Source organism: Hymenobacter ginkgonis, from assembly GCF_009755225.1.
Lineage (GTDB): Bacteria > Bacteroidota > Bacteroidia > Cytophagales > Hymenobacteraceae > Hymenobacter > Hymenobacter ginkgonis.
Window position 1 is genome coordinate 39,610 of the sequence record NZ_WQKZ01000003.1, and the last position, 23,091, is coordinate 62,700.

15 protein-coding genes and 1 riboswitch are annotated in these 23,091 nt (G+C 56.3%); of the genes, 8 read left to right on the forward strand and 7 right to left on the reverse strand.

Annotated features, from left to right (window positions below):
- Positions 1–43 precede the first annotated feature (43 nt).
- The 7 genes from GO988_RS11580 to GO988_RS11610 all read right to left on the reverse strand — a co-directional run bounded on the left by GO988_RS11580 (position 44) and on the right by GO988_RS11610 (position 11,403).
- Entirely contained in the window at positions 44–1,348 is a 1,305-nt protein-coding gene (locus GO988_RS11580) for a TSUP family transporter (protein WP_157565533.1), read from the reverse strand.
- Between the two features lie 20 nt (positions 1,349–1,368).
- On the reverse strand, positions 1,369–3,087 hold the full coding sequence (cysI, locus tag GO988_RS11585; RefSeq protein WP_157565535.1) for an assimilatory sulfite reductase (NADPH) hemoprotein subunit: 1,719 nt from the start codon (positions 3,085–3,087) through the stop codon (positions 1,369–1,371).
- 47 nt (positions 3,088–3,134) lie between these two features.
- The gene (locus tag GO988_RS11590; protein ID WP_157565537.1) at positions 3,135–6,038 is read right to left on the reverse strand and encodes a TonB-dependent receptor domain-containing protein; all 2,904 of its coding nucleotides are present in this window, start codon (positions 6,036–6,038) and stop codon (positions 3,135–3,137) included.
- Positions 6,039–6,414: 376 nt separating this feature from the next.
- Complete coding sequence (locus tag GO988_RS11595; protein ID WP_157565539.1) at positions 6,415–8,232, reverse strand: assimilatory sulfite reductase (NADPH) flavoprotein subunit; 1,818 nt, start codon at positions 8,230–8,232, stop codon at positions 6,415–6,417.
- Positions 8,233–8,337: 105 nt separating this feature from the next.
- Positions 8,338–9,633: a sulfate adenylyltransferase subunit 1 gene (locus GO988_RS11600; protein ID WP_317164851.1), complete on the reverse strand. Its 1,296-nt coding sequence runs from the start codon at positions 9,631–9,633 to the stop codon at positions 8,338–8,340.
- A gap of 24 nt (positions 9,634–9,657) precedes the next feature.
- On the reverse strand, positions 9,658–10,572 hold the full coding sequence (gene cysD, locus GO988_RS11605; protein WP_157565541.1) for a sulfate adenylyltransferase subunit CysD: 915 nt from the start codon (positions 10,570–10,572) through the stop codon (positions 9,658–9,660).
- A 66-nt stretch (positions 10,573–10,638) separates the two neighbouring features.
- Complete coding sequence (locus GO988_RS11610; protein WP_157565543.1) at positions 10,639–11,403, reverse strand: phosphoadenylyl-sulfate reductase; 765 nt, start codon at positions 11,401–11,403, stop codon at positions 10,639–10,641.
- Positions 11,404–11,697: 294 nt separating this feature from the next.
- Positions 11,698–11,811: riboswitch (SAM riboswitch) on the reverse strand.
- A gap of 699 nt (positions 11,812–12,510) precedes the next feature.
- On the opposite strand from GO988_RS11610, the gene GO988_RS11615 reads away from it, so the two are divergent.
- From GO988_RS11615 to GO988_RS11650, 8 genes are all read left to right on the forward strand, one after another.
- Positions 12,511–14,463, forward strand: coding sequence for a hybrid sensor histidine kinase/response regulator (locus GO988_RS11615; protein WP_198172670.1), 1,953 nt, complete (start codon positions 12,511–12,513; stop codon positions 14,461–14,463).
- 598 nt (positions 14,464–15,061) lie between these two features.
- On the forward strand, positions 15,062–15,448 hold the full coding sequence (locus GO988_RS11620; protein WP_157565547.1) for a response regulator transcription factor: 387 nt from the start codon (positions 15,062–15,064) through the stop codon (positions 15,446–15,448).
- Between the two features lie 184 nt (positions 15,449–15,632).
- Complete coding sequence (locus tag GO988_RS11625; protein WP_157565549.1) at positions 15,633–16,391, forward strand: sugar transferase; 759 nt, start codon at positions 15,633–15,635, stop codon at positions 16,389–16,391.
- Between the two features lie 113 nt (positions 16,392–16,504).
- Complete coding sequence (locus GO988_RS11630) at positions 16,505–17,143, forward strand: TolC family protein (RefSeq protein ID WP_198172673.1); 639 nt, start codon at positions 16,505–16,507, stop codon at positions 17,141–17,143.
- 47 nt (positions 17,144–17,190) lie between these two features.
- Positions 17,191–19,377 (forward strand): GumC family protein, encoded by a 2,187-nt coding sequence (locus GO988_RS11635; protein WP_198172674.1) that lies wholly within the window; start codon positions 17,191–17,193, stop codon positions 19,375–19,377.
- A 38-nt stretch (positions 19,378–19,415) separates the two neighbouring features.
- The gene (locus GO988_RS11640; RefSeq protein ID WP_198172676.1) at positions 19,416–20,843 is read left to right on the forward strand and encodes an O-antigen ligase family protein; all 1,428 of its coding nucleotides are present in this window, start codon (positions 19,416–19,418) and stop codon (positions 20,841–20,843) included.
- A 12-nt stretch (positions 20,844–20,855) separates the two neighbouring features.
- Positions 20,856–21,746: a glycosyltransferase family 2 protein gene (locus GO988_RS11645; protein WP_157565555.1), complete on the forward strand. Its 891-nt coding sequence runs from the start codon at positions 20,856–20,858 to the stop codon at positions 21,744–21,746.
- Between the two features lie 31 nt (positions 21,747–21,777).
- A complete protein-coding gene (locus GO988_RS11650; protein ID WP_157565557.1) occupies positions 21,778–22,980 on the forward strand; it encodes a glycosyltransferase in 1,203 nt (400 codons plus the stop codon).
- Positions 22,981–23,091: the final 111 nt, after the last annotated feature.

A 23,091-nucleotide genomic window follows, 5' to 3' on the forward strand; every position in this document is an offset into this window, starting at 1 on the left:
AGGGGCGGAATAGTTTTGGGCCTGCCGCTGGCAAAAGGAGCCGCTACGCGAAAAGACCGGCTGCGTAGTGCCATATAGCCCCGAAATCGACCTTGCGCAGTGCCCACAAGCTCCACACCACTATCATCAGCCCTACCCCCAAAAACATCCAGCGGGTAGCAATGCGGCCCGCCAAGCGTGCAGCAATGGGCGCCGCGGCTACGCCGCCCACAATAAGCCCCAGAATGATTTGCCAATCGGAAATACCCCGGATGGAGAAAAATGTGAGCGCGCTGGCAAACGTGACGAAAAATTCGACCAAGCTCACGGTGCCGATGACGTACTGCGGCGTGCGGCCGTTGGCGATGAGCGTGCTCGTAACCAGCGGCCCCCAGCCACCGCCGCCAAATGAATCGAGGAAGCCGCCGGCACCGGCCAGCCAGCCCGCATTCTTGACCTTGCGGCGCTTTTGGGCCTGCTTCCGAATGGCCTTGCTGATGATGCGCAAGCCCAAAATGAGCAGGTATACCGCCAAAAAGGGTTTGATGTAGTCGGCATATCGCTCGCCGAAGTGCGCTAGCAGAAAGGCGCCACTGATTGAGCCGGCAATGCCCGGCAGTAGCAACACCTTGAATAAGCGCTTGTTGACGTTGCCGAAGCGGTAGTGATTATAGCCCGAAGCCCCGCTGGCAAACATCTCGGCCGTGTGGATGCTGCCGCTCACCGCCGCCGGCGTCAGCCCCAGCGACATCAGGCTGATGGCCGACACCACGCCGTAGCCCATGCCTAGCATACCATCAATGAGCTGGGCCACAAACCCTACCCCCACAAACGTGTAAAAGGTGCCCGAATTGCTGGCTATGTGCCACACCTGCTGCCAGGTGAAGTAATAAGATAAGATATTGAATACCAAAAACAATGCAAAAGCCCCGAGCGTGTACGTGGCCACGCGCCGCCAATAGTCAATGGCCGCAGCCTCATCGGCGGGGCCGAGGGCCGCCACGGCGTGCAGCCGCCGGGCCGACGACGCGGCCCGCACGCGGCCGTGCAGGGCGGCATCGTCGGTGGCCACCAGCACGAGGTCGTGGCCCACGAGGTCGTCGGGCTCGAACGCCCGCAGGCGCAGAATAACCTGCGCGTGCTGCGCGGCTAAGGCATACAGGGCGGGTAGCAGCTGCGGGGCCACTACCGTAACGGCGGCGTGCGGATGCTCGTGCAGCACAGCCGTAAGCTGCGCTAGGGCCTCGTGGCCGCCGCCCACCAGTAGCACCCGGCGCTGCTCCAGGTCCAGAAACACGGGTAGGGAAGGGCCCGCCGAAGAGGCAGCAGCTACCACCGGAGACGCAGTCGAAAGCAGGTCAGTAGCCATAGTTAGTAGTAAAATAAAGCTTAATCGTGGAAGTCCAAGCCCTTTACCGTGGCTTTTACGACCCCCGTGCGCACCACAAAGTCGCCAAAACCCTCGCCGGGCTGGCGGCTAGCGGCGTAGGCGGCCAGCAGCGGCGACAGTTCGCGCAGGATGCCGTCTTCGTCTAGCATTTCGCGGTAGAGCTTATTGAGGCGCTCGCCGGCGTGGTTGGCGCCCAAGTAGAGGTTGTAACGGCCGGGGGCGCGGCCTACTAGCCCAATTTCGCCTAGGTAGGGGCGGGCGCAGCCGTTGGGGCAGCCCGTCATGCGCAGTAAAATACCGGCCTCGGCCAAGCCATGGGCTCGGATAACGGCGTCGAGCTTATCGAGCAGTTGCGGCAGGTAGCGCTCGGCTTCGGCAAAGGCTTGCGAGCACGTATTGAGGGCCACGCAGGCCAGGGCATCGCGACGCAACTTGGTGAGTTGGTCGGCTTTGGGAGCAGCGCCGTTCTCTTCCAGAATGGCCTGAATGCGGTCGCGGTGGCCGGGGGCAATGTTGCCCAAAATCAGGTTTTGGTTGCCAGTCAGGCGGAAGTCGCCGGTGTGGAACCCGCTGATTTCGCGCAGCGCCGACTTCACGCGGTAGCCCGGCCGGTCGAGGATGCGGCCACCCTCAATGAATAGCACCAGGTTGGAGAGGCCGGTCGCGGCGTTGGTCGTCCACCCAAACGCGTCGTTGGACGTGTGGAACTGGTAGGGCCGGGCCGGGGCCAGCTCGTAGCCCAGGCGCTGGTGCAGCTCGGCCACGAAGGCGGGCAGGCCCACGCGGTCGATGGTGTACTTGAGGCGCGAGAGCTTGCGGTTTTCACGGTTGCCCCAATCGCGCTGAATGGTTACGATTTTCTCGCACACGTTCACCACCTCCGCCGTGGGCACGAAGCCAATCACGTCGGCCAGGCGGGGGTAGGTTTCGTTCATCCCAAACGTCATACCCAGCCCGCCACCGATAGCTACATCGAAGCCCAGCAGTTGGCCATTTTCCTCAATTGCAATCAGGCCGATGTCGTTCGAGAAGATGTCCGAGTCGTTGTAGGGGGGTAGGGCCAGCGCAATTTTGAACTTGCGCGGCAGGTAGGTATGCCCATAAATGGGCTCGTCATCGACGGCCTCGGTGGTTTCCTGCAAGTTGCCATCGAGCCAGATTTCGCGGTAGGCCGTGGTGCGCGGCGTGAGGTGCGCGCTGATGGCCTTCGCTAGCTCATACACTTCCTCGTGCACCGCCGACTCGTGCGGGTTGGTGTTGCACATCACGTTGCGGTTCACGTCGCCGCAGCCCGCAATGCTGTCCATCTGCACCTCGTTGAAGCCCTGGATAGCGGCCGGCAAATTGCGCTTCAGCACGCCGTGCAGCTGGAAGGTTTGGCGGGTAGTCAGCTTCATGGTGCCGTTGCCGTAGGCATCGGACAGCGCATCCATGCGCTGCCACTGCGGGGCCGAAGCCACGCCGCCCGGCACGCGCACCCGAATCATAAACGAGAACAACGGCTCCAGCTTCTGGCGCTTGCGCTCGCTGTCGAGGTCGCGGTCCGTTTGCTGGTACGAACCGTGAAACTTGATGAGGTGCGTATCGTCGGGGTTGAGGGCGCCGGTCAGGCGGTTGCGTAGGCTGTCTACCAGCGTGCCGCGCAGGTAGCGGCTAGCTATCTTGACGTGCTCGACCTCGGAGAGCTTGGGGGGGGTAGGGGCTAGGATGTCGGACATGGATTTGCTAGTAGTTGCTTATTCGCGTGTTTTTACCACAGAAGTTTTTAGTGCAGCACTGTGGCGTCGAAGGTGATGCTGGCGTAGTACAGCGCCCCGATGGTGGGGCCCGCTACATACTGGTAGTAGCGGTTATCAAACAGGTTGGTGCCGCCAATTTTGATGGTTGATTTCAAGTTCGGCACCCGCAGGTTCACTTGGGCGTCGAAGTTGGCGTAGCTCGGTACTTGGCCGTTGGCCAGCGGGCTTTCCCAGTAGAAAGACGTTTGCCAATGGTACACAATGTTGAAGCCGAGGTTGCGCACAATTTCACGGTTGCCAAACGAGGCGCTGCCCGCCCACTTCGGAGTATTAAAACCCGTTACGAACACATCAGTTTCATTATTGGCCGAAAGGGCGTTGTAATTGACGTTGCCGCCCACCGTGTATTTGCCAATGAAGTTGTAAGTCAGGCCCAACGTCGAGCCATAGCTGTGGTAATTCTGGCGTGAATTGGTGTACACGCGGTAGCGGTCCTGGCGGGCATCGCGGTTGGCGCGCAGGGCAGCCAGGGCGGCGGCATCAGTGCCCACGCTTACCTGGGCACCATTGGCGTCTTTGGGCACGCTCACCTCTACCTGGCCCAAAAAGCCAGAGTACACGTTGTAGTAAGCGTCGGCGTCGATGGCCAAGCGATTGTCCAGCAATACGCTGCGGTAGCCCACCTCGTAGGCGTTGATTTGCTCGGGCTGCTCGGTGGCTAGGTTGGCTACTTGCAGCAGGCTGCTATTTTGGGGCAGCACGGCGGCCTGGGCGGCGGTGGTGCCGTTGTTGGCGGCCACGTAGGCATTCACGGCTGCGTTGAAGCGGTCGATGCTGGTGCGGGTGTACGAATTCTGCAGGTAGTTCAGGCCCTCGTTCACGCGGGCCAGGCCGCCTACCCGGCGCACGTTGCCGTTGTTCACGAAGGAAAGCGCCTCGAACAGCGACGGGAAACGCCAGCCATTTTGGTACGAAGCGCGGAAATTGTGCTTCTCGGCCAGCGTGTACACGGCCGCCAGGCGCGGGTTTACTTTGGCCGTAAACTCGGGATTGTAATCGACGCGCAGCGAGCCGGTCAGCTTTAGTTTATCACCCAGCAACAATTTGGTAGCCTGGGCGAAAGCCCCAAACTTCTTGTAGTACACGTAGTCGCCGCCGGGCTGGTTGCGCTCGGCCAGCGGGAGGCTAAAGTCCACGAAGTTGTTGCCATCGGGGATAATCTGGTACACGCGGGCATCGGCGCCCACAATTACATCCACGAATTTGATGCGCTGGCCCAGGTTCCAAACGCCCTCGCTGTGGTAGGTGCGGCTGTGCTGCGTGAGCGCCGCCCCGCCCGGAATGGGCGCGCCCTTCACGTTCACGCCGCTATCCCAGTTATTGATGCCCACTATCTGCGCCTTCAAGTCGTTGAAGGCCTGCGTGCCAGGCTCGGCGCGACCGGCGTCGGCGGCCTGGCGAGCCGCTACCATGGCCGGGCCCAGGGCTGTGCCAGCGGCTAGCTGCTTTTGCAGCGCGCTGCTAAACTTGGCACCCCACACGGCGTTCGAGCCATTTTGCAAGTCCAGGTTTAGGGCCAACGGATTGAGGTTGTAGGAGTTGCCAGTGTTTTCGAGCAGCGTATACGCCCGCACTACAAAATCGCTCCCCTTCAATTCCAGCTTGTGGTTTTGCACCGTCACGCCGTCGAGCTGAATCTTATTACCGCGCTGAAACACGCCGTCCATCAGCCCGAAGCGGTAGCCGTAGCTCAGCTCCAGCTTGTCGGTGAGCTTGTATGCCACCGTGGCGTCGGCCTTGATGTTGCGCACAATGGGATTCACCAAATCCTTCTCGTAGTAGCCCGTGCGCGTTACGGTAAATGTCTGGTTTTTACCCTGGTAGGGAATCGAGATGGACAGCGACGAGTTGGTATCGTCGCCGTAACGGTTCCACAGGTCGGCAGCCGGGTTAAAGCTGCCCGACAACTCCGGGAAGGCCGGGTTGGCCGTGGCACCCGGTTGTGGGTTTTGGTCGGTTTGGGTGTTCGAAAGCCAGTCGGTGCCGCGTAGGTAGTCAAAATTCACCTTATACGCCCAGCGGCTATCGCGGCCCAGGGCCTGCGCCCAACGAATAGACGTCTCGGTGAGCACGCTCGGCTTGCGGTCGATGCCATCGACGTGGTTTACCCCAATCTTCTGGTACACACTCAGGCCCTGGTAAGTAAAGGGGCTCTTGGTAGTGAGGTTAGCCATGCCGTTAATGGCGTTCATGCCATACAGGGCCGATGCCGCGCCGGGCGTAATCTCCACGCTCGCAATGTCCAGCTCGGTCGGCCCAATGGCGTTGCCGAGGGGCACGCCCAGGGTAGCAGCTTGCATATCCACGCCGTCCACGAGCTGCATAAAGCGGAAGTTGTTCGGAATGTTAAAGCCCCTGGTATTCGGCACTTTAAAGGTGAGGCTGCTGGTGAGCATCTGCACACCTTTCACGTTTTCAAGGGCATCGTAGAAGCTGGGCGCCGGCGATTCCTTAATGGCCCGAATGTCGAGTTTCTCAATCGCTACCGGCGATTTCAGGCGGCTCTCCTCGACCCGCGAGGCTGACACCACTACTTCGCCCGTGAGCACATCGCGCGATTCCAGCGTAACGGCGATGGGCTGGCTGCCACTGGCAATTTCCAGCTCTTGGGCTTCGTGCCCCAGTGCGTTGAAAACCAATACGAAGGGGTAGCGTAGCTTGGCTTTGAAGGCGAACTTGCCAGCGGCATCGCTCTGGGTGCCCACACTGGCGCCCTTCACGCTGATGCTGACGCCAGGCAGCGCTTCCTGGGTGCCTTTTTCGCGCACTACGCCACTAATAGCAATTAATTCGGTTTGGGCAAAAGCCGCTGATACGCTGGCCAGCAGCAGTATCAGGAACAAGATAAACGAGGGGTAGTAAGGCTTCATACTGAAGGTAACTTGCAAACAATGAGTTGAAAAGGCTGGTCTGCGCAAAGCAGAGGGGTAGGGCTTTCGCTGAGTGCAGCAGGCACGTTAGAAAGCCAGCGGCAGCTTCAACAACAGCACCCAGCGAGGCTGGACGTGGCAAGTATTTTCAGGAGGAAGAGGGGTTTCATGCGTGGTTTGCCCTTTGTGAGGGGGTAGAGAGGTAATTAAGTAATTGAATTATAAATCTTTGAAAAGAACGTCATGCTGAGCAAAGCACCACGCAGGTGGCGGTAATCCAATCGGTGCAACGAGACGAGCGAGATGCTTCGCTTTGCTCAGCATGACGTTCTTTTTTAAATGTTTATAATGGAGATTTTAGTGAATAACTAGTTGATTAGTAGACGTCTTCTAAGTAGCGGCGCTGCTTTTTGAGATTTTTCACGTAGGCGGCGGCTTCCTCGACCGAGAAGCCGGCTTCTTTTTGCACTACCTGAGTAAGCGCCGTTTGCACGGCTCCGCCGAGGCGATTTTTGTCGCCGCAGACGTAGAGTTGCGCGCCGTTTTCGAGCCAGCCGAATACGTCGCGGCTATTTTCGAGTAGGCGGTCCTGCACGTACACTTTCTCGGCCTGGTCGCGCGAGAAGGCCACGTCGAGCCGGGCCAGCCCGCCACGCTTGAGGTGCTGCTGCCACTCGGCCTGGTAGAGGAAGTCGGTGGTGAAATGCGGGTTGCCAAACAGCAGCCAGTTGCGGCCGGTGGCGCCCAGCTCCACCCGCTCTTCCACAAACGCCCGAAACGGCGCAATGCCCGTGCCCGCGCCTATCATGATGACGTCGGTGCCGGCAGCTTGCGGCAGCTTGAAGTATTCGTTGTGCTCCACGAATACCCGCACCTCGTCGCCCACCGCTACGCGGTCGGCCAAAAACGACGAGCACACGCCGTGCTTGCGCCGCCCAAAGGCCTCGTAGCGCACGGCGCCCACCGTGAGGTGTACTTCCTCGGGGTGCGCTAGCAGGCTACTGGCGATGGAGTAGGCGCGGGTGGGTAGGGGCCGCAAGGTATCGGCTAGGGCCTGCGCCGTAAGCTGGTCGCTGGGAAACTCGGTGAGCAAATCGGCCACGTCGCGGCCGTAGAGGTAGGGCTGGAGGCGCGCCGTATCGGCCAGTAAGCTGTGCAGCTCGGCGTGCGGCGCCAAGACGACGTAGCGCTCCAACACGTCACGCGTGAGTACCGTAAGCTCGCGGCGGCCGGCCAGCGCGGCGGCGAGGGGTAGGCTTTCGTCGCCTACTTGCACGGGGCTAGTGTCGCTGAGGCGCGCGGCGCGCAACACCTCCTCCACCAACGGGTGCTGGTTGACGGGCACCACGGCCAGCGCGTCGCCGGGCGCGTAGTGCAGGCCCGCGCCCGCCAGGTCGAGCTCGAGGTGGTACGTCTCCTTATCCGAGCCGCGGCCGTTGAGTTGAATGCTTTCCAGAATTCGCGCCTTCCAAGGATTGGCGTGGGTGTACTCGGCCACTGGCGCTACCAGCGTAGCTGGTACTACACTTGCCAAGGTGGGGGTAGGGGCCGGGGTCGCTGGGGCAGCGGCACCCGCTATTTTTTCTAGCACGGCTTCTACCCATTGCGCGGCGGGGGCCTTATAAGCCACGTCGGCATCTACGCGGTCGAGCAGGCGGGTGCCGCCCAACTCGGCCAGACGCTGGTCAAATTCCTTCCCCGTTTGGCAGTAGTGCAGGTAGCTTTTATCGCCCAGCGCCAGCACCGAGTAGCGCAGGTTGGGCAGCTTCGGCGCCCGCGGGCCGTTGATAAAGCTGTAGAGGTCTTCGGCCGCGATGGGCGGCTCGCCTTCGCCGTGCGTGCTCACTATCACTAGCAAGTTTTGCTCTTGCGCCAACTGCCGGGTAGGGTAGTCGTTCATGTCGCGCACCTCGGCCGTGAGGCCGCGAGTAGCGGCAGCGGCGGCGGCTTGCTCGGCTATTTTCTTGCCATTGCCGGTGTGCGAGCCGTAAAGAATGGTGAGCTTCTCAACGGGCTTGGCGGCCGGAGCAGCTGCCACTAGCGCTGGCGCTAAGGCAGCCGTTACTCCGCTGCCTGCATTCGTAGCCTGCCCATAGAAGTAGCCGCTCAGCCACACCAACTGTTGCGGCGAGAGGCCGGCGGTAAGTTGTTGCAAAGCCGCTTCATCAAAGCCGGCCGGTAGGGTAGGGAGCATAAAAATAAGATACTGATTCGGTTAAGCACCTAAAGCGTAGCGCTGTTGGTATAAATATCCGGCATTTGCCGCGCCCGGTGCCAATCGGGGGCCGTTCGTTAGCTATTAGATAGAGAAGGCAGGCTCGACGGGGACTTCCTGGGTGAAATATTCGGGGTCGGTAGCCGTGACGAGGCCAGCGGCGAGGGTCGCCCCGGTTTGGTCATCTACTAGAATAAAAGCTCCGGTCTGGCGGTTCTGGCGGTACTCGTCGGCCACCAGCGGAATCGCCGTTTTGAGGCGCACCCGCACAATGTCGTTGAGCTTAGCCTCGTCGGTGCCCATGCTTTCGTAGGTTTCGATGTTGGTTTTCTGCAAAATAGCCGTCACCGAAGCTTTCACTACTGCCGAGTGGTGCTGCACCAGAAGCTTGCGGCCAGCGCGCAGAGGCCGCTCGTCCATCCAGCAGAGGGTAGCCTCCAACTCGCGCACCACCGACGGGTGGCCGCTCACGGGCACAATAGAATCGCCGCGGCTCACGTCGATGTCATCGCGCAGGTGCAGCACTACTGCTTGCGGAGCTTCAGCCAGCGTCACTTCTTTTTGGCCTACTTCAATGGCCTTTAGCACCGTTTCGAGGCCCGAAGGCAGGATGCGTACCCGGTCGCCTACCCGGTACACGCCGCTCTGGATGCGGCCGGCGTAGCCGCGGTAATCGGGCAGCGCCTCGGTCTGGGGCCGAATGACGTATTGCACCTGGAAGCGCGGCTCGTGCGGGTTGGCATCGGCCGCGGCGGGCACGCTTTCGAGGTGCGCCAGCAGGCTAGGGCCGCTGTACCAGGCCAGGTGCTTTGAGGGCCGCACCACGTTGTCGCCGTTCAGGGCGCTCATCGGGATGGCCACTACGTTATTAATTTTCAGGTAATCGGCAATAGCCTGGTAGTCGGCTACTATCTTATTGAAAATCTGCTCGTCGTAACCTACCAAATCCAGCTTATTTACAGCCAGCACAAAGTGCCGGATGCCCAGCAGCGAGGCCAAGAGCGTGTGTCGGCGCGTTTGTTCAATTACGCCCTGGCGCGCGTCTACCAGCACAATGGCCAAGTCGGCGTTGCTGGCGCCCGTCACCATGTTGCGGGTGTACTGCACGTGGCCTGGCGCGTCGGTGATGATAAACTTGCGGCGGGGGGTAGTAAAATACTTGTGCGCCACATCAATCGTGATGCCTTGCTCGCGCTCGGCCTTGAGGCCATCGGTGAGCAGCGCCAGGTCCACGGCGTCGCCGTTGGTGGCATTGCGCTTCTTTTCGAGCGTTGCCAGCACATCCAGCGACACCGAGTCGCTGTCGTACAACAGCCGGCCAATCAGCGTGCTCTTGCCGTCATCGACGCTGCCGCAGGTTATAAATCGTAATAAGTCCACTGTCTTAGAAATTAACTGCTTAGCTTAAAAATACCCGTTGCGCTTGCGGTCTTCCATGCCCGTCTCCGACAGGTTGTCGTCGAGGCGGGTAGCGCCGCGCTCGCTCACCTTGGCCACCAGAATATCCTGGATGATGTCGTCGATGGTGGTAGCGTCGCTTTCCACGGCGGCGGTGCAAGTCGAGTCGCCCACGGTGCGGAAACGCACGCGGCGGCTCACGATTTCGTCGGTTTCGTCGAGGTGCAGGTGCTCGCTGAGGCCGAGTAGCTGGCCGCTGGGCAGCACCACGCACTCACGCTCGTGCGAAAAATATATTTCGGGCAGCTCGATGTTTTCGCGCTGGATGTAGTTCCACACGTCGAGCTCCGTCCAGTTAGAAATTGGGAACACGCGCACGTTTTCGCCCTTTTGAATACGACCGTTGTAGATGTTCCACAGCTCGGGGCGCTGGCGGCGCGGGTCCCACTGCCCAAACTCGTCGCGCACCGAAAAAATCCGCTCTTTAGCGCGGGCCTTTTCCTCGTCGCGGCGGGCGCCCCCAATGCAGGCGTCAAACTCAAACTCCTCAATTACATCAAGCAGCGTATAGGTTTGCAGCGGGTTGCGGCTCGGATACTTGCCTCCCGGCTCGCGCAGGCCACGCTCCCGAATAGTGTCCTCCACCTTCCGCACAATCAGCTTTTCGCCCAGCTGGGCAGCCAGCTTGTCGCGGAAAGCAATAACTTCCTCAAAATTGTGGCCCGTATCGACGTGCACCAGTGGAAACGGAAATTTACCCGGCCGAAACGCTTTTTCAGCCAGCCGTGTGAGGGCAATAGAGTCTTTACCACCCGAAAACAGCAGCGCAGGTCGCTCGAACTGGCCTGCTACTTCGCGCAAAATATGAATAGCTTCGGCCTCAAGCCGGTCGAGGTAATCGAGATGAATGGGGGTAGGCATTAGCTTAGTGAATAAGGGCCCAGTGCTAGGGCATCTTTAAGAATAGAATAGATGAGCGAAAGCGCTTTAGCTCGGTAGTTGTTCGACCACCGGGTCGAGGCCCTGGTGCTCGGTTTCGGCGGTGCTGTGCAGGCCACACTCCTTGGCAGCCGCCTCCTCCCACCACCAGCGCCCAGCGCGGAAGTCTTCGCCTGGCTGGATGGCCCGTGTGCAGGGCGCGCAACCAATACTCACAAACCCCTTCTGGTGCAAGGGATTAACGGGGATGCCGTTTTGCTGTGCATAGGCCACGCACTGCTCCCAAGTCCAGTCGAAGAGTGGGTGCACCTTCACGAGCTGGTGGCCGGCATCCCACTCAGCGCGCTCCATATGCTGGCGATTGGCCGACTGCTCGGCCCGGATGCCTGTCACCCACACGTGCTGGCCGGCCAGCGCCCGCCCCAGCGGCTCCACCTTGCGGATGTAGCAGCACTCCTTGCGGTTGTCGATGCTCTCGTAGAAACTGTTGGGACCTTTTTGCAGCATGAGCGCCTCCACGCTAGCCGTGACGGGCGCAAATACCTCTATGGGTTGCCCATAGCGTAGCAGCGTCTTGTTCCAGGTTGAATAGGTCTCCTGGAAATTGCGGCCCGTATCGAGCGTAAATACCCGAATGGGCAGGTTGTGTTCAAAAATAAAGTGGCTGATTATCTGGTCTTCCAGACCAAAAGATGTGGAGAAGATGGCCTTGCCCGGAAAACGGTCGGCCAGCATAGTCAGCGTTTCGAGCACCGAGTGCTCGGGCAAATAATGACGCAGGTCATCGACCAGCTCCGCTTGCGATAGTTCCATAAAAGAGGGGGGTAGGGGCGCTAAGCCAACAACCAGAGCGCTGAGTGGGCCGGGCCGCCAGCGTGTGCGTGCTTCCTGCTGCCAACACTGGCCTTGGGCCAAGAGAGTAGGATAGCACTAGCAGCTGCTAGGCCCAGAAAACCGCCGGAAGCAAGGGGGACTTTTGCTCTAACAACCAGCAAAGCCGCCCGTCATACAGACGGTCAGGCAGGGCATACAACAACACGCCAGCAGCAAAGTAGGGGCGGGGGTGTTGAAAATGCGGGGGTTACTAGAGCAGCACACGGCAACTTGTTTTTATATAGCCAGGAGTAAGGTTTCTTGGCCTTCGGTTGGCACCGTTCCAGCAAATGGCTGGGGGTTGCCGGCGGTTCATCGAGCCTGTCTCTCCGCGCCTCTGTATAAAAACAATCCTTCGACTAAGAGGAATTGATTCGGCAAAGATACTGCCACAAGCTGCGTACTTCCAAAATGCCCGCTTGGCTCAGCCAGTGTCTAGGGTAAATAGCAGCTAGGTAGCTAAGCTAAACAGTCAGCCAACGCTGGCTAAACAACAATAAGACTATAAAAGGAGGTGGCTGCCCATGGCAATGCTACCACGCCATTGAATTTAACTGAAAGGCTTAGAAACGTGAAATGTACCTAATTAAAAGTAGGTAGAAACGCGATTTATACGTACATATTTTATAATTATACGTACCTTTTTTTTAAGTATTCTAGGATGGCTAAATCCGTATTTCACGAATAATGGTTCATGGGTTGATTGTTGAACTTTGTAAGTGTCAACCTCACGCGCCTCTTTCTGAAAGGGGGCTACTGAACGTTTGCCTACACATCTACCTCTTCTGCTATGAAAAATAACTATTCTTTCAACCTTCCTGCCACTTGCAAGCTAGTGCTTTCTACGGCGCTGCTTGATTTCTTGCCCGGTGCTCCGTGCCTGGTCTTGAGGGGGTAGCACCCCCAGCCCCGCGCGGCCAATGGCAGCGCTGGACAAGCAAGAAATTATTTTGAGTACCGCCAGCTCTGCGTGGGCTGCCTGTACCCTTCCTAAACAAGTAACGCAGCATGGATTTCTACAGCAACTCTGAGGTTACGCCTCCGCGAGTGCGCGCTGCTGACGAACTGGTTGCCCTGCGGGCGAAAGTGGGGCAGCTAGAGCGGCGCCTGCGGGAAGAGGGCCGCTTACGGCTGGCTCTGCGGCGCCAGCTGGCACGGCGGCAAGCCGTACTGATGCGGTTGGCTGAGGCTGTACCAGCCGCGATTTATTTTCATAACCTGACCACGGGTACCGAGGCTTTTCTCAATAATCAGCTGGCTCAGGCCTTGGGTTATACACCGGCGGCGCTACGGCTGCTCAAACCACGTGTGCTGGAAGCGTTGCTGCACCCGCACGACAAGGCCACGCTACAATACTATTTTGCTAGTACGCAGCAACACGCAACGCCCATTGGCACCAGCACGCAGCACACAGTGCGGTTGCGCACCGCGGCTGGCGAGTGGCAGCGAGCTAAGCTACAGCACACCGTATTTTTAGGCAATGCGCAAGGCCAGGCTACGTGCTTGCTGGGGAGTATTGTGGTGGCGGCGTCCAATGAGGCCGCAACGCCCGACCTACTAGCCGACTTAAGCCACGAAATCAAAACGCCCCTGCACGCTATCATGGGGCTGGCGCAGCTGTTGCGCAAAGGCCCCGAGAATTCGGCTTACCTCGATGCCCTGCTGGCGAATGCCGAAAACTTGTTGGGTATTACCACCAATGCTTTGCAGGCTGGCCGTACTGCCCCCGCCGATGCAGCGTTTGATGCAGCAGCTACGGTGCAGCAGGCGGTGCAATCCATGTTTTTTGCCGCGCAAGCCAAGGGTCTAGACCTCCGGCTGGAACTACCGCCTACTCCCTCTTTGCCCCTTGTTGTGGGTAATGCCAGCCAACTGAGACAGCTGGTAGTCAATCTGGTGGGTAATGCTATCAAGTTTACGGCCGTTGGGCACATTACTGTTACGCTAAGCGTGACTGCTGGCCAAACAGGCCACGTGCAACTGCAACTCTGCGTGGCGGATACGGGCATCGGTATCAGCGTGGATAAACTAACGCAGGTGTTTAAGCGCCACGAGCAAGCTAACGATGACATAGCCCAACATTACGGGGGCACTGGCCTGGGGCTAGCTATTTGCAAAGGCTTGGTAGAGCAGCACGGTGGGCGCATCTGGTTGGAAAGCGAAGTAGGCCAGGGCAGCCAATTCTACTTTCGGCTACCTTACCGCATGAGCCTGGCAAGCCCGGCTACTCCGGCTGTACCGCCGATTGTGCCAGGGCTGCTGCAAGGCCTGCGCGTGCTGCTGGTAGAAGACAACGAAGTGGGGGCTTTGCTAGCAACTACCCTGCTCCAAACCTGGCAGGTAGCCGTAGAAGTAGCCACCACGGGCGAGCAGGCGCTGGCACTGGCCCAAGCCAAGCCCTACGACCTGATTTTGATGGACGTACACCTTCCTCAGTTGACGGGGATAGAAGCTACGGCTAGCCTGCGCCACCAACCTGGTCCTAACCAAAATACGCCTGTCATCGCCCTCACGGCCGAAGCAGGGGTAGGAGAGGGGGAGTTTTTCGCAGCTACCTTATTTACGAGCTGGCTCGAAAAACCCTATACCGAAGAACAACTGCACCAAGCGGTGGCTACCCACTCCGGCCGCCACCTTACGCCTACCCCCTCCAAGACCCCACAGTACGGATTTGCCAGCTTAGGTAAGCTCGCCCACGATGCCGGCTTCATCAGCAAAATGCAGCGGCTATTTGTTGAAACAGTACCGCTGCGGCTAGGGCAACTGGAGGCTACTGTTGCGCGCCAAGATTGGGTAGCTGCTCGCTTAATAGTGCACAGTTTGAAGACGACCTATGGAAGCATGCAAATGGAAGAAGCTGGGCAGCAATTAAAGAAAATAGAAGCTGTGTTAAAAAATAATCCTACTAGCAACAGCTTAACTACTTTGCTCCATTTTCTGCGATTATCAACTATTGAAACAACCGAAATTTTTAAAACGCAACTGGCAACCGCTGCTTGATTATTACAGAGTATATAGTATAGCAAAGAGAAGAAAACTGACCAGGTTAACAATTCAGGCAATTTAAAATCACATCAGTTTAATCCAGTTCTTCCTTGATTATTAAACATATACTGAAGCCAGTAATATTTTCTTTGTATTAATAGTTGATTTTTTTGACCTTTTTTAAAACCAGCAACTGCCTATTCTACGTATCTTGTGCAGGTTGTTGCTTGACTGACAAATCCCTGCCTCGATAGAAGAGTAGCTTGTTGCAAAGGCCGCGTTTTTGGTCAAAGCTATTTTCAGTTGAGTTGCTCTGCGCTATTGCTGCCTTCCCACCCAGCATTATTTAGCGTCTCTACTATTGGTAAAAAACAAAAAACATGCATTTGCTTTTTGGCAAGTTGCTGTATGGGGAATGCCGCACAGTTGAGGAAACGAAATTGAATTTTACGGCCCCAAAATCCTTGCATTTATTTTAGCTTAATAGAAGATAATTACTACGTTAAGTAAATATATTCCCACTCGTTCTGTACTCACTAAATGGCCTATTGCGCAGTAGTGCTGCTCAGTGACCTCCCGCTCTAATTCGGTTAAATTTTACAACCAAAAGCCTATGTTCACGCTTAAAAAGACCTTGTTGGTAATTGACGATGAGCCGGCTATTCAGCTCATTTTAGAACACTATTTTTCTGGCGAATACGAAGTAATACTTACTTCTAATGGCCAAGAGGCAATTGCTTGGCTGCGACAAGGCAATATGGTGGATGCCATCGTGGCCGACTATGAGATGCCGTTTATGAATGGCCTCGATTTTATTCGGGAGCTACGCGCCTCACCAAGTCACGAAAATACTCCGTTGCTCATTCTTTCGGGCACTGATGAAACCAGTAAGAAAATCTTGTGCCTCAAACAAGGTGCTGATGATTACGTGGTTAAGCCTTTCAACCCCGAAGAGTTGGAAATCAGAATACAGAAGGTTTTAGGGCGCGTAGGCGTGTAATGTGCGGTTGTCCCTACCCCTTAGGTTAAGCCTAAGCGGGAACATTCCTTTTCATTTTCAACTCATTGTTATGCAAGCATTTGTAAACAACTTTTACCCCCTGCGCGGTATTCAGCCCAATTGGTTGCCTCGGCGTAGTGAGCGTTCCCTTGCTAGTGCCCGTCCAGTAGCAATATCGGCGCCTATGCCTCTGAGCAAGCGCCTTTTCGACTTTGTGCTGGCACTTGTGGGCTTACTGTTGCTGCTGCCTTTATTTGCCCTGGTAGCGCTACTTATCAAGCTAGAGTCGGGCGGGCCGGTATTCTACTATTCGTACCGGGTAGGCAATGGCTACCGCATTTTCCGGTTCTGGAAGTTTCGTTCGATGCGTCCCGACGCCGACCAGATGTTGGCGTCGATGAAAAACCTGAATCAATACCAGGCTAGCACAAGTGCTGCCGCCGGTGCAATGCAAGCTGCCAGTGGCACTTGCGCCTGTGGCCAAACGTGCCAAGCACAACTTATTGATAAGCAGGGAAATAAGGTGTGTGAAAAATACCACCGCCAGCAGCAAAAAGCTACTGGCAACGCAGCCTTTATCAAGATTGTGAACGACCCGCGTATTACGCGCATCGGTTCCTTCTTGCGCAACACCAGCATTGATGAGTTGCCGCAACTATTCAATGTATTGCGCGGTGATATGTCGATTGTGGGCAACAGGCCTCTACCCCTCTATGAAGCTGAGCGGCTGACGACTGACCAGTTCGCCGCCCGTTTCTTGGCGCCGGCTGGCATCACTGGCCTATGGCAGGTAAGCAAGCGCGGTAAAGGTGGTAAAGCGGGGATGTCGGAAGACGAGCGCAAAGCCCTAGACGTAGAATATGCCCGCAATTATTCCCTTAAAAAGGATTTAGGCATATTGCTGCGAACGGTACCAGCGCTTTTTCAACAAGAAAATGTGTAATGAAATACTTGCTATTTTCTGTTTTAGTAGCGTTTACAAGCCCGGTTTGGGGGCAGACCACCAGTGGGCGCAACGAAAGTGCGCTTCAGACTTTTTTTAGCTCACCCGAAACGGTGCTACCGCGGCTCTATGAAGCAGCAATTGCGCACTCGGGCGAGATAGAGCGTTTGGATGCCACCCGCGATGTGGCCAACGTTGATGTGAAGCTAGCTAAGAAGCGGTCGCTTAACATGCTAGCTGTTACTACTAGCTACAACTATGGCACGCTGCCCTATTTTGCTACAGCTGAAACTAGTAGCACCCCAACCTACCAGGTAAATCCGTTTAACTTGGGGGCACGGGCTCAATATTCGACGGGCTTCAATGTAGTGGCACCGTTCGATGTGCTGTTTGGGCGCCGCGCCACCATTCAGCGGCAAGAACTGGTGCTGAACCAAGTAGCGGGGCAACGCAAGGCCAAGGAAAGCGAAATTCGCCAGACGGTCATTTTGCAATACCAGCAGCTAACGCTGGCCAAGGCCATGCTGCAACATTACCAGGATGCGCTGCAATCGGCTAGTATCAGCCGGAAAATTGCGGATAAGCGCTTTAAAGAAGGTGAGATTCAGGTTGATGAGCAGATGGCTGCCATGGACTTCTATGGTAAGGCCCTACTGGCCCACGAAGAAGCGCTGAATAAATATCAGACGTCGCAGTTGCTACTGGAAGACCTGATAGGAATGCCCATTAACAACTTAATGCTCGGGAAATGACCGGAAAAGAAATCGTGCGGCGACTGCTTCGGCATTGGCCTCTTCTCTTGCTAATACCTATAACCACGGCGGCTTCAATTTATTTCTTTTCCCGGTTCCAGGACAAGAAATACATGTCGGATACCGTGATTTATACCGGTATCGCCTCGGGTTATAAAATCGAGGGTGGCAACAATGGTAGCGGCAGCAACTGGAGCGCCACCGCTACGGCCTTCGACAACCTGATTTCGCTTATCAATTCGCGCGATACCCGTGACGAAGTATGCCTGCGCCTGCTGGCCTGGCGCCTAATGGCAGATGTGAATGCGCCTGCTAGCCCACTCGCTGCGCAGCAGTCGGAAGGGATGCTGACCCAGGCCACCCGCAAGGTGCTTAAGCCTAAGACTACCCCCTTCGACCAACTGCTAACGCCGGCGCTTAAGGCTAGCCTAACGGGCCGCACGCTGGAAGAAACCACTGCCCGGCTAATTGCATATTACAAGACTAACAACACGAACGCGCTCTATAAGCTCGTCAATTCGAAAGACCCGCTTTTTTCGACGACTGCGCTCTATAATATTTCGGCAATGCGCTTGAAAGACAGCGATTTGGTGCAAATTGATTATACGGCCAAAAACCCGGTGCTGTGCCAAAAAACGCTGGAAATTTTGACCGACGTAGCCATTCGTAAGCACAAGGAATTGTTTACGGGGCAAAACGAATCGGTAATTGGGTACTTCAATGATGCGGCTAAAAAGGCTTACGACCGCCTGCAGGTAGCCGAGCAGCGCTTGCTGGCTTTCCAACAGAAGCACAACATCGCCGACTATGATAAGCAACTGATTTCCTCAACCGACGAGCGCCAGGCTGCCTCCGACAAGCTTAACCAGCTAGAGATGCAGTACGCAGGTACTACTTCAACCCTCAAGTCGGTGGAAAGTACCTTGGATGGCAGGGGCGATATTAAAGGAAATAACGCAGAGTTTATTCGCCTACGCAACAAGCTAGGGGCACTTAATGCCCAAGCTTCGGAGCTGGAAATTATGAACAGCACCGAGCATACGCCAAGCACCGAAGCGCGGTTGACTGCTGTCAATCAAGAAATAGCTCAGGTGAACCAAAAGCTAGATGCAGCAGCAGAAGGCAACTACAACCTAACGCACTCTACAAAAGGAGTGGAGGTAAAAGGCCTACTGAACGATTATTCTAAAGGAACCCTAGCTGCTGCCGACCTCAAAAGCCAGCTCAGCCTGATGCGCCGCCAAAAAGCAGAAGCTGCCAGCGAGTACAACCAGCTAGTACCACTAAGTGCAGAGGTACGCAAGATTCGTCGCGAGGTGGAAGTGGCGGAGAAGGAATACCTCTCGCAAATGGAGGGCTTGAAGCAGAGCAAGCTATCGCAGCAAAACGGGGTGCTGGCCTCGCAGCTGCACGTAGTTGACCCGCCCTACCTGCCCGTCGACCCTACTGGCTCTAAAACGATATTGCTGCTGCTCGGTGGTTTCATCGGGGCATTTCTGCTGACGGGTGCTGGCGTGGTTGCTACGGGCCTGCTCGATACCTCGCTGCAATACCCGGCTCAGGCTACCAAAACCACCTCGTTTCCGGTGGCAGGAGTGGTGCCCAAAGTGCCCAACCCTACCCCCCCTCAGCAGCTACTAGTGAAGCAGGCCGAAGACCACTTGGCTCGCCAGCTGCTTCTGCGGTTTCACGAGAAAAAGAACGCCCTCAAACCCTACACTATTGGGGTGCTGAGCAGCCAAAGCACGGAAGGCAAAACCAGCATAGCCTGCAACTTAGCAGCTAGCCTGAACGACATGGGCATTCGCACGCTGAGCATGTTTCCGGATGACCATACCTTCCAGATTATTCCCAACGACGACACCATGTTCTACTCGCCGCTGCAAGGTCTGGCGCAGGGGGTAGTCATCACCGACTTAACCGGCAAAGACCTTTATCCGGATGAGGTAGTCATCATTGAGTTTCCGGCCCTGCTCGAAACCACCTATCCAGTATCGCTGCTGCAAGACCTGGATTTGATATTGGTGGCTGTGCGCGCTGAGCGGGCTTGGCACGAAGCCGACCGCACGGTTTTCACGAATATTCAAAAGGTTACTAAAGCTCCTATCGAGCTAGTGCTCAACGGCGTGTTGCCTGAATATGTGATAGATTTTATTGGCAGCCGCGTCCGCCCCAACGCTCCTTCTTACAACCCGGCCCTGCCGGCGCACCCTGCCCCCGCCTTGCTCAACTAGGGCGGGAAGCTCTGTGAGCTTCTATCCATTACCCACGCGTGAACCAGTTAATTCCCTCGTTTGAAACCCGTTTTCGGGGCCTGGCCTTAGCGCTGGGAATGTTGCTGGCTCTAGTAGTAGGCTGGCTAACTGTGAACCAGGGAATACTAGTGCCAGGCCTGTTGATAGTAGTAGCACTGGGCGGCCCACTAGTCATTGCGCTTTTCTATGAGCCCCGCGTGGGCGTTATAGCGCTTTTGTCCTATTGCTTTCTGCTGTTTGTGCTGGCCCGCGAAATACCCGGTAACCTGCCCGTAGGCCTGGCCGTGGATGGGTTGCTGCTGTTAACCTGGGTAGCTGTGGCATTCAACAATGAGCGCTACGATTGGCATAACCTGCAGAACGACCTGTGTTTCTTAGCACTGGCGTGGTTCGTTATCAACATCTTGGAGCTGGGCAATCCGGCGAGTGTCAGTTTCGCGGGCTGGTTTCAGGAGTTTCGCAGTGCTTCGCTGTACTGGTTTCTGACTGTGCCACTGGTCATGCTGATTTTCAATCAGAAGAAGGACCTGAACCTGTTTCTTTACCTCATCATTGGGCTATCGGTGTTGGGCACGCTCAATGGCCTCAAGCAACTCTACATCGGCTTGTCGCCGGGCGAGCAAATTTACCTCAACGAAAATGCCAAAACCCACATGCTGTGGGGCAAGCTGCGGGTGTTTTCTTTCTATAGCGATGCCGGCCAGTTCGGCGCTTCGCAGGCGCACATTGCCCTAGTCGCGCTCATTTTAGCGCTCGGTCCTTTCAAGCCCTGGAAACGCGTACTACTGCTTAGTGCCGCGGTGCTGCTCATAGTTGGTATGTTCGTTTCGGGTACGCGCGGAGCACTGTTTGCGCTCATATCGGGCATTGCCGTGGCGCTGATTATCAGCAAAAATATCAAGGCTTTCGTATTTGGTTCGATGCTGACGCTGGCTGGTTTTGGTGTGTTGAAATACACGCACATCGGTGATGATAATTACAACATCTACCGCATGCGCACGGCTCTCGACCCCAACGACCCTTCGCTGAACGTGCGCCTCCACAACCAGCTGGTGCTGCGCGACTATCTCAGCAGCCGGCCGCTTGGCGGGGGGGTAGGGGTAATTGGTAATTCGGGAATTAAGTACAACTCCGATAAATTCCTGTCCACAGTGCCACCCGATAGTTATTGGGTGAAGGTTTGGGCCATGTATGGCGTAGTTGGATTTGTTATCTGGCTGGGTATCATGCTCTACATTCTGGGCAAGTGCTGCGGTATCGTCTGGAACACGCGCGACCCAGTACTGCGCACTAAGCTTATAGCGCTCACCGCCGGCGTGGCGGGTAGCCTGTTTTGCAGCTACGGCAACGAAGTTATCAATTTCATGCCCTCGGCAATAATTGTGTATTTCTCTTGGGCCTTTGTATTCATGAGCCCCCGGTTCGATGTGTCGCCACTTGATTAGGTATTAGCACGCATGACACTCCCTTTAGTTTCGGTCATTTCTATTAATTATAACCAGGCCGAGGTTACCTGCGCCATGGTGGCTTCGCTGCAGCGCATTACCTACCCAAACCTGGAAATAATTGTCGTAGATAACGCCTCGCCTACTGATAACCCCGACATCATTGCCGAGCGCTTTCCGCAAGTCACGCTGCTTAAATCTACTAAAAACGTGGGTTTTGCGGGCGGCAACAACCTAGGTATTGCGCAGGCTAAAGGCGAGTACTTACTTTTCCTGAATAACGACACCGAAGTAGCCCCCGATTTTTTAGAGCCGCTGGTGCAATTATTTCAGCAGAATCCAAAGGCTGGCATCGCGTCGCCCAAAATCATATATTACGGCACTGATGATTTGATTCAGTATGCCGGCTCGCACGGCATCAACACCTGGACCGGCCGTAGCATCACCATCGGCAACCTCGAACCCGACCACGGCCAACACAATCACTCGCGGCCGACCCAACTTGCCGACGGCGCCGCCATGCTCGTGCCCCGCCGTGTAGTGGACAGGGTAGGCAACATGCCTGAGCTGTATTTTCTTTATTATGAAGAACTTGACTGGTGCGAAATAATAAAGCGCGCCGGCTACAGCTGCCACTACGTGGCCGAAGCCACCGTTTACCACAAAGAATCTACCTCGGTTGGCAAAGCCTCAGTGCTCAAAACCTACTACATGAATCGCAACCGGTTGCTGTTCATCCGCCGCAATTTTAGCGGGTGGTCGCGCTGGACTAGCGCGCTGGTTTTTGTGGCAGCTGCTCTCCCCAAAAAAGCCGTGCAGTTTTCGCTGCAGCGCGAGTGGCAGCACTTGCGTGCCCTCGGCCGCGGCCTACGCTGGAATATGCAGCATCCAGCCACTACTTAAACTACACCCTGCTTTTTCTGATTTTTCGGCAATGGGTTTCTCTATAATAATCACGTATTTACTCGATGCAATCGGCGCATTTTTGCTGCTGAATTGTATCTACCTGCTGTTTTTTGCCCTAGTAGGCCACCGCAAGCTGCCGCAGCTAGTGCCTACCGTGCCTATCCCCCCCCGGCGCATATGCGTGTTGATTCCGGCCTACAAAGCCGATGAAGTAATTCTGGAGACGGCCGCCCTGGCCATCGCCCATCAATACGAAGGGGTAGCGCACGTAGTTGTAGTGGCCGATGGGCTACAGCCGCAGACGCTTAAGGCCTTGCGCAGTGAAGGCGCTGGGGTAGTAGAGGTCAATTTTGAGCGCAGCACCAAAGGCAAAGCGCTGCTGCACGCGCTGTCGGTGCTACCCTCCAACGCCTTTGATGTAGCGGTGGTACTCGATGCCGACAACATTATGGGCCAAGGCTGCCTCAACCGTATCAACACCGCTTTTGCGGCGGGTTATCGGGTCGTACAGGCCCATCGCACGGCCAAAAATAAGGGTACAGCATTCGCTTTGCTAGATGCTTGTAACGAAGAGATTAACAACCACATCTACCGGCAAGGTCCGGCAGCCATTGGGCTGTCGGCCGCGCTCATTGGGTCGGGTATGGCGTTCGACTACGGCTATTTGCGGCGGCTGCTCACCGGCATTGGCGAAACGGTAGGCGAAGACAAAGAACTAGACTTCCGCATCGCCCGCGACCAGCAAAAAATCGCTTACCTCAGCGATATGTACGTCTACGACGAAAAGATTGAGAATGCGCAGGTTTTCACCCAGCAGCGCACGCGCTGGCTGGCTTCGCAATACGAGTTTCTAAAGAAGTACGCCGCCGAAGGGGTAAGGCAATTAGTCCGCCACGGCAACATCGAGTTTTTTCATAAATCACTGCAGACTTTTTTGGTGCCCCGCAGCCTACTTATGGGCATTTTGGGCGTGTTTTTTCTGCTGTCGTTGGTACTGCCCTTTGGGCCATCCGTGGCATTTTGGGCGGGGCTGCTAGTGCTGCTAGCAGCAGCTCTGGGCATTGCGTTGCCCGCCCGGCTCTACAACCGCCAATTGCTGGCGGCATTGGTTCGATTGCCCTACGCCATCTGGTGTATGTGCTTGGCTATGTTTCGGATAAACCAAACGAAGACTTCCTTTTTGGCTACCCCCCACCGGGCGCATCACCCCATTGTGCCAGTTAAAAACTAACGCCCGATATGCCTTTCGAAATAATTACGGTGCCCGTTGTGCTGTGCCTCGTACTTGGTATTTTAAGTGGCTTAAAAGCCCGCAAAAGTCGCATTTAATTCTTGCTTGCGT

Bases quoted from the DNA above. Each gene is read 5' to 3' on its own strand.
- GO988_RS11595 (WP_157565539.1), bottom strand. From the start codon at position 8,232: ATGCTCCCTACCCTACCGGCCGGCTTTGATGAAGCGGCTTTGCAACAA.
- GO988_RS11590 (WP_157565537.1), bottom strand. From the start codon at position 6,038: ATGAAGCCTTACTACCCCTCGTTTATCTTGTTCCTGATACTGCTGCTG.
- GO988_RS11610 (WP_157565543.1), bottom strand. From the start codon at position 11,403: ATGGAACTATCGCAAGCGGAGCTGGTCGATGACCTGCGTCATTATTTG.
- GO988_RS11650 (WP_157565557.1), top strand. From the start codon at position 21,778: ATGGGTTTCTCTATAATAATCACGTATTTACTCGATGCAATCGGCGCA.
- GO988_RS11645 (WP_157565555.1), top strand. From the start codon at position 20,856: ATGACACTCCCTTTAGTTTCGGTCATTTCTATTAATTATAACCAGGCC.
- cysD (WP_157565541.1), bottom strand. From the start codon at position 10,572: ATGCCTACCCCCATTCATCTCGATTACCTCGACCGGCTTGAGGCCGAA.
- GO988_RS11580 (WP_157565533.1), bottom strand. From the start codon at position 1,348: ATGGCTACTGACCTGCTTTCGACTGCGTCTCCGGTGGTAGCTGCTGCC.
- GO988_RS11625 (WP_157565549.1), top strand. From the start codon at position 15,633: ATGCCTCTGAGCAAGCGCCTTTTCGACTTTGTGCTGGCACTTGTGGGC.
- cysI (WP_157565535.1), bottom strand. From the start codon at position 3,087: ATGTCCGACATCCTAGCCCCTACCCCCCCCAAGCTCTCCGAGGTCGAG.
- GO988_RS11620 (WP_157565547.1), top strand. From the start codon at position 15,062: ATGTTCACGCTTAAAAAGACCTTGTTGGTAATTGACGATGAGCCGGCT.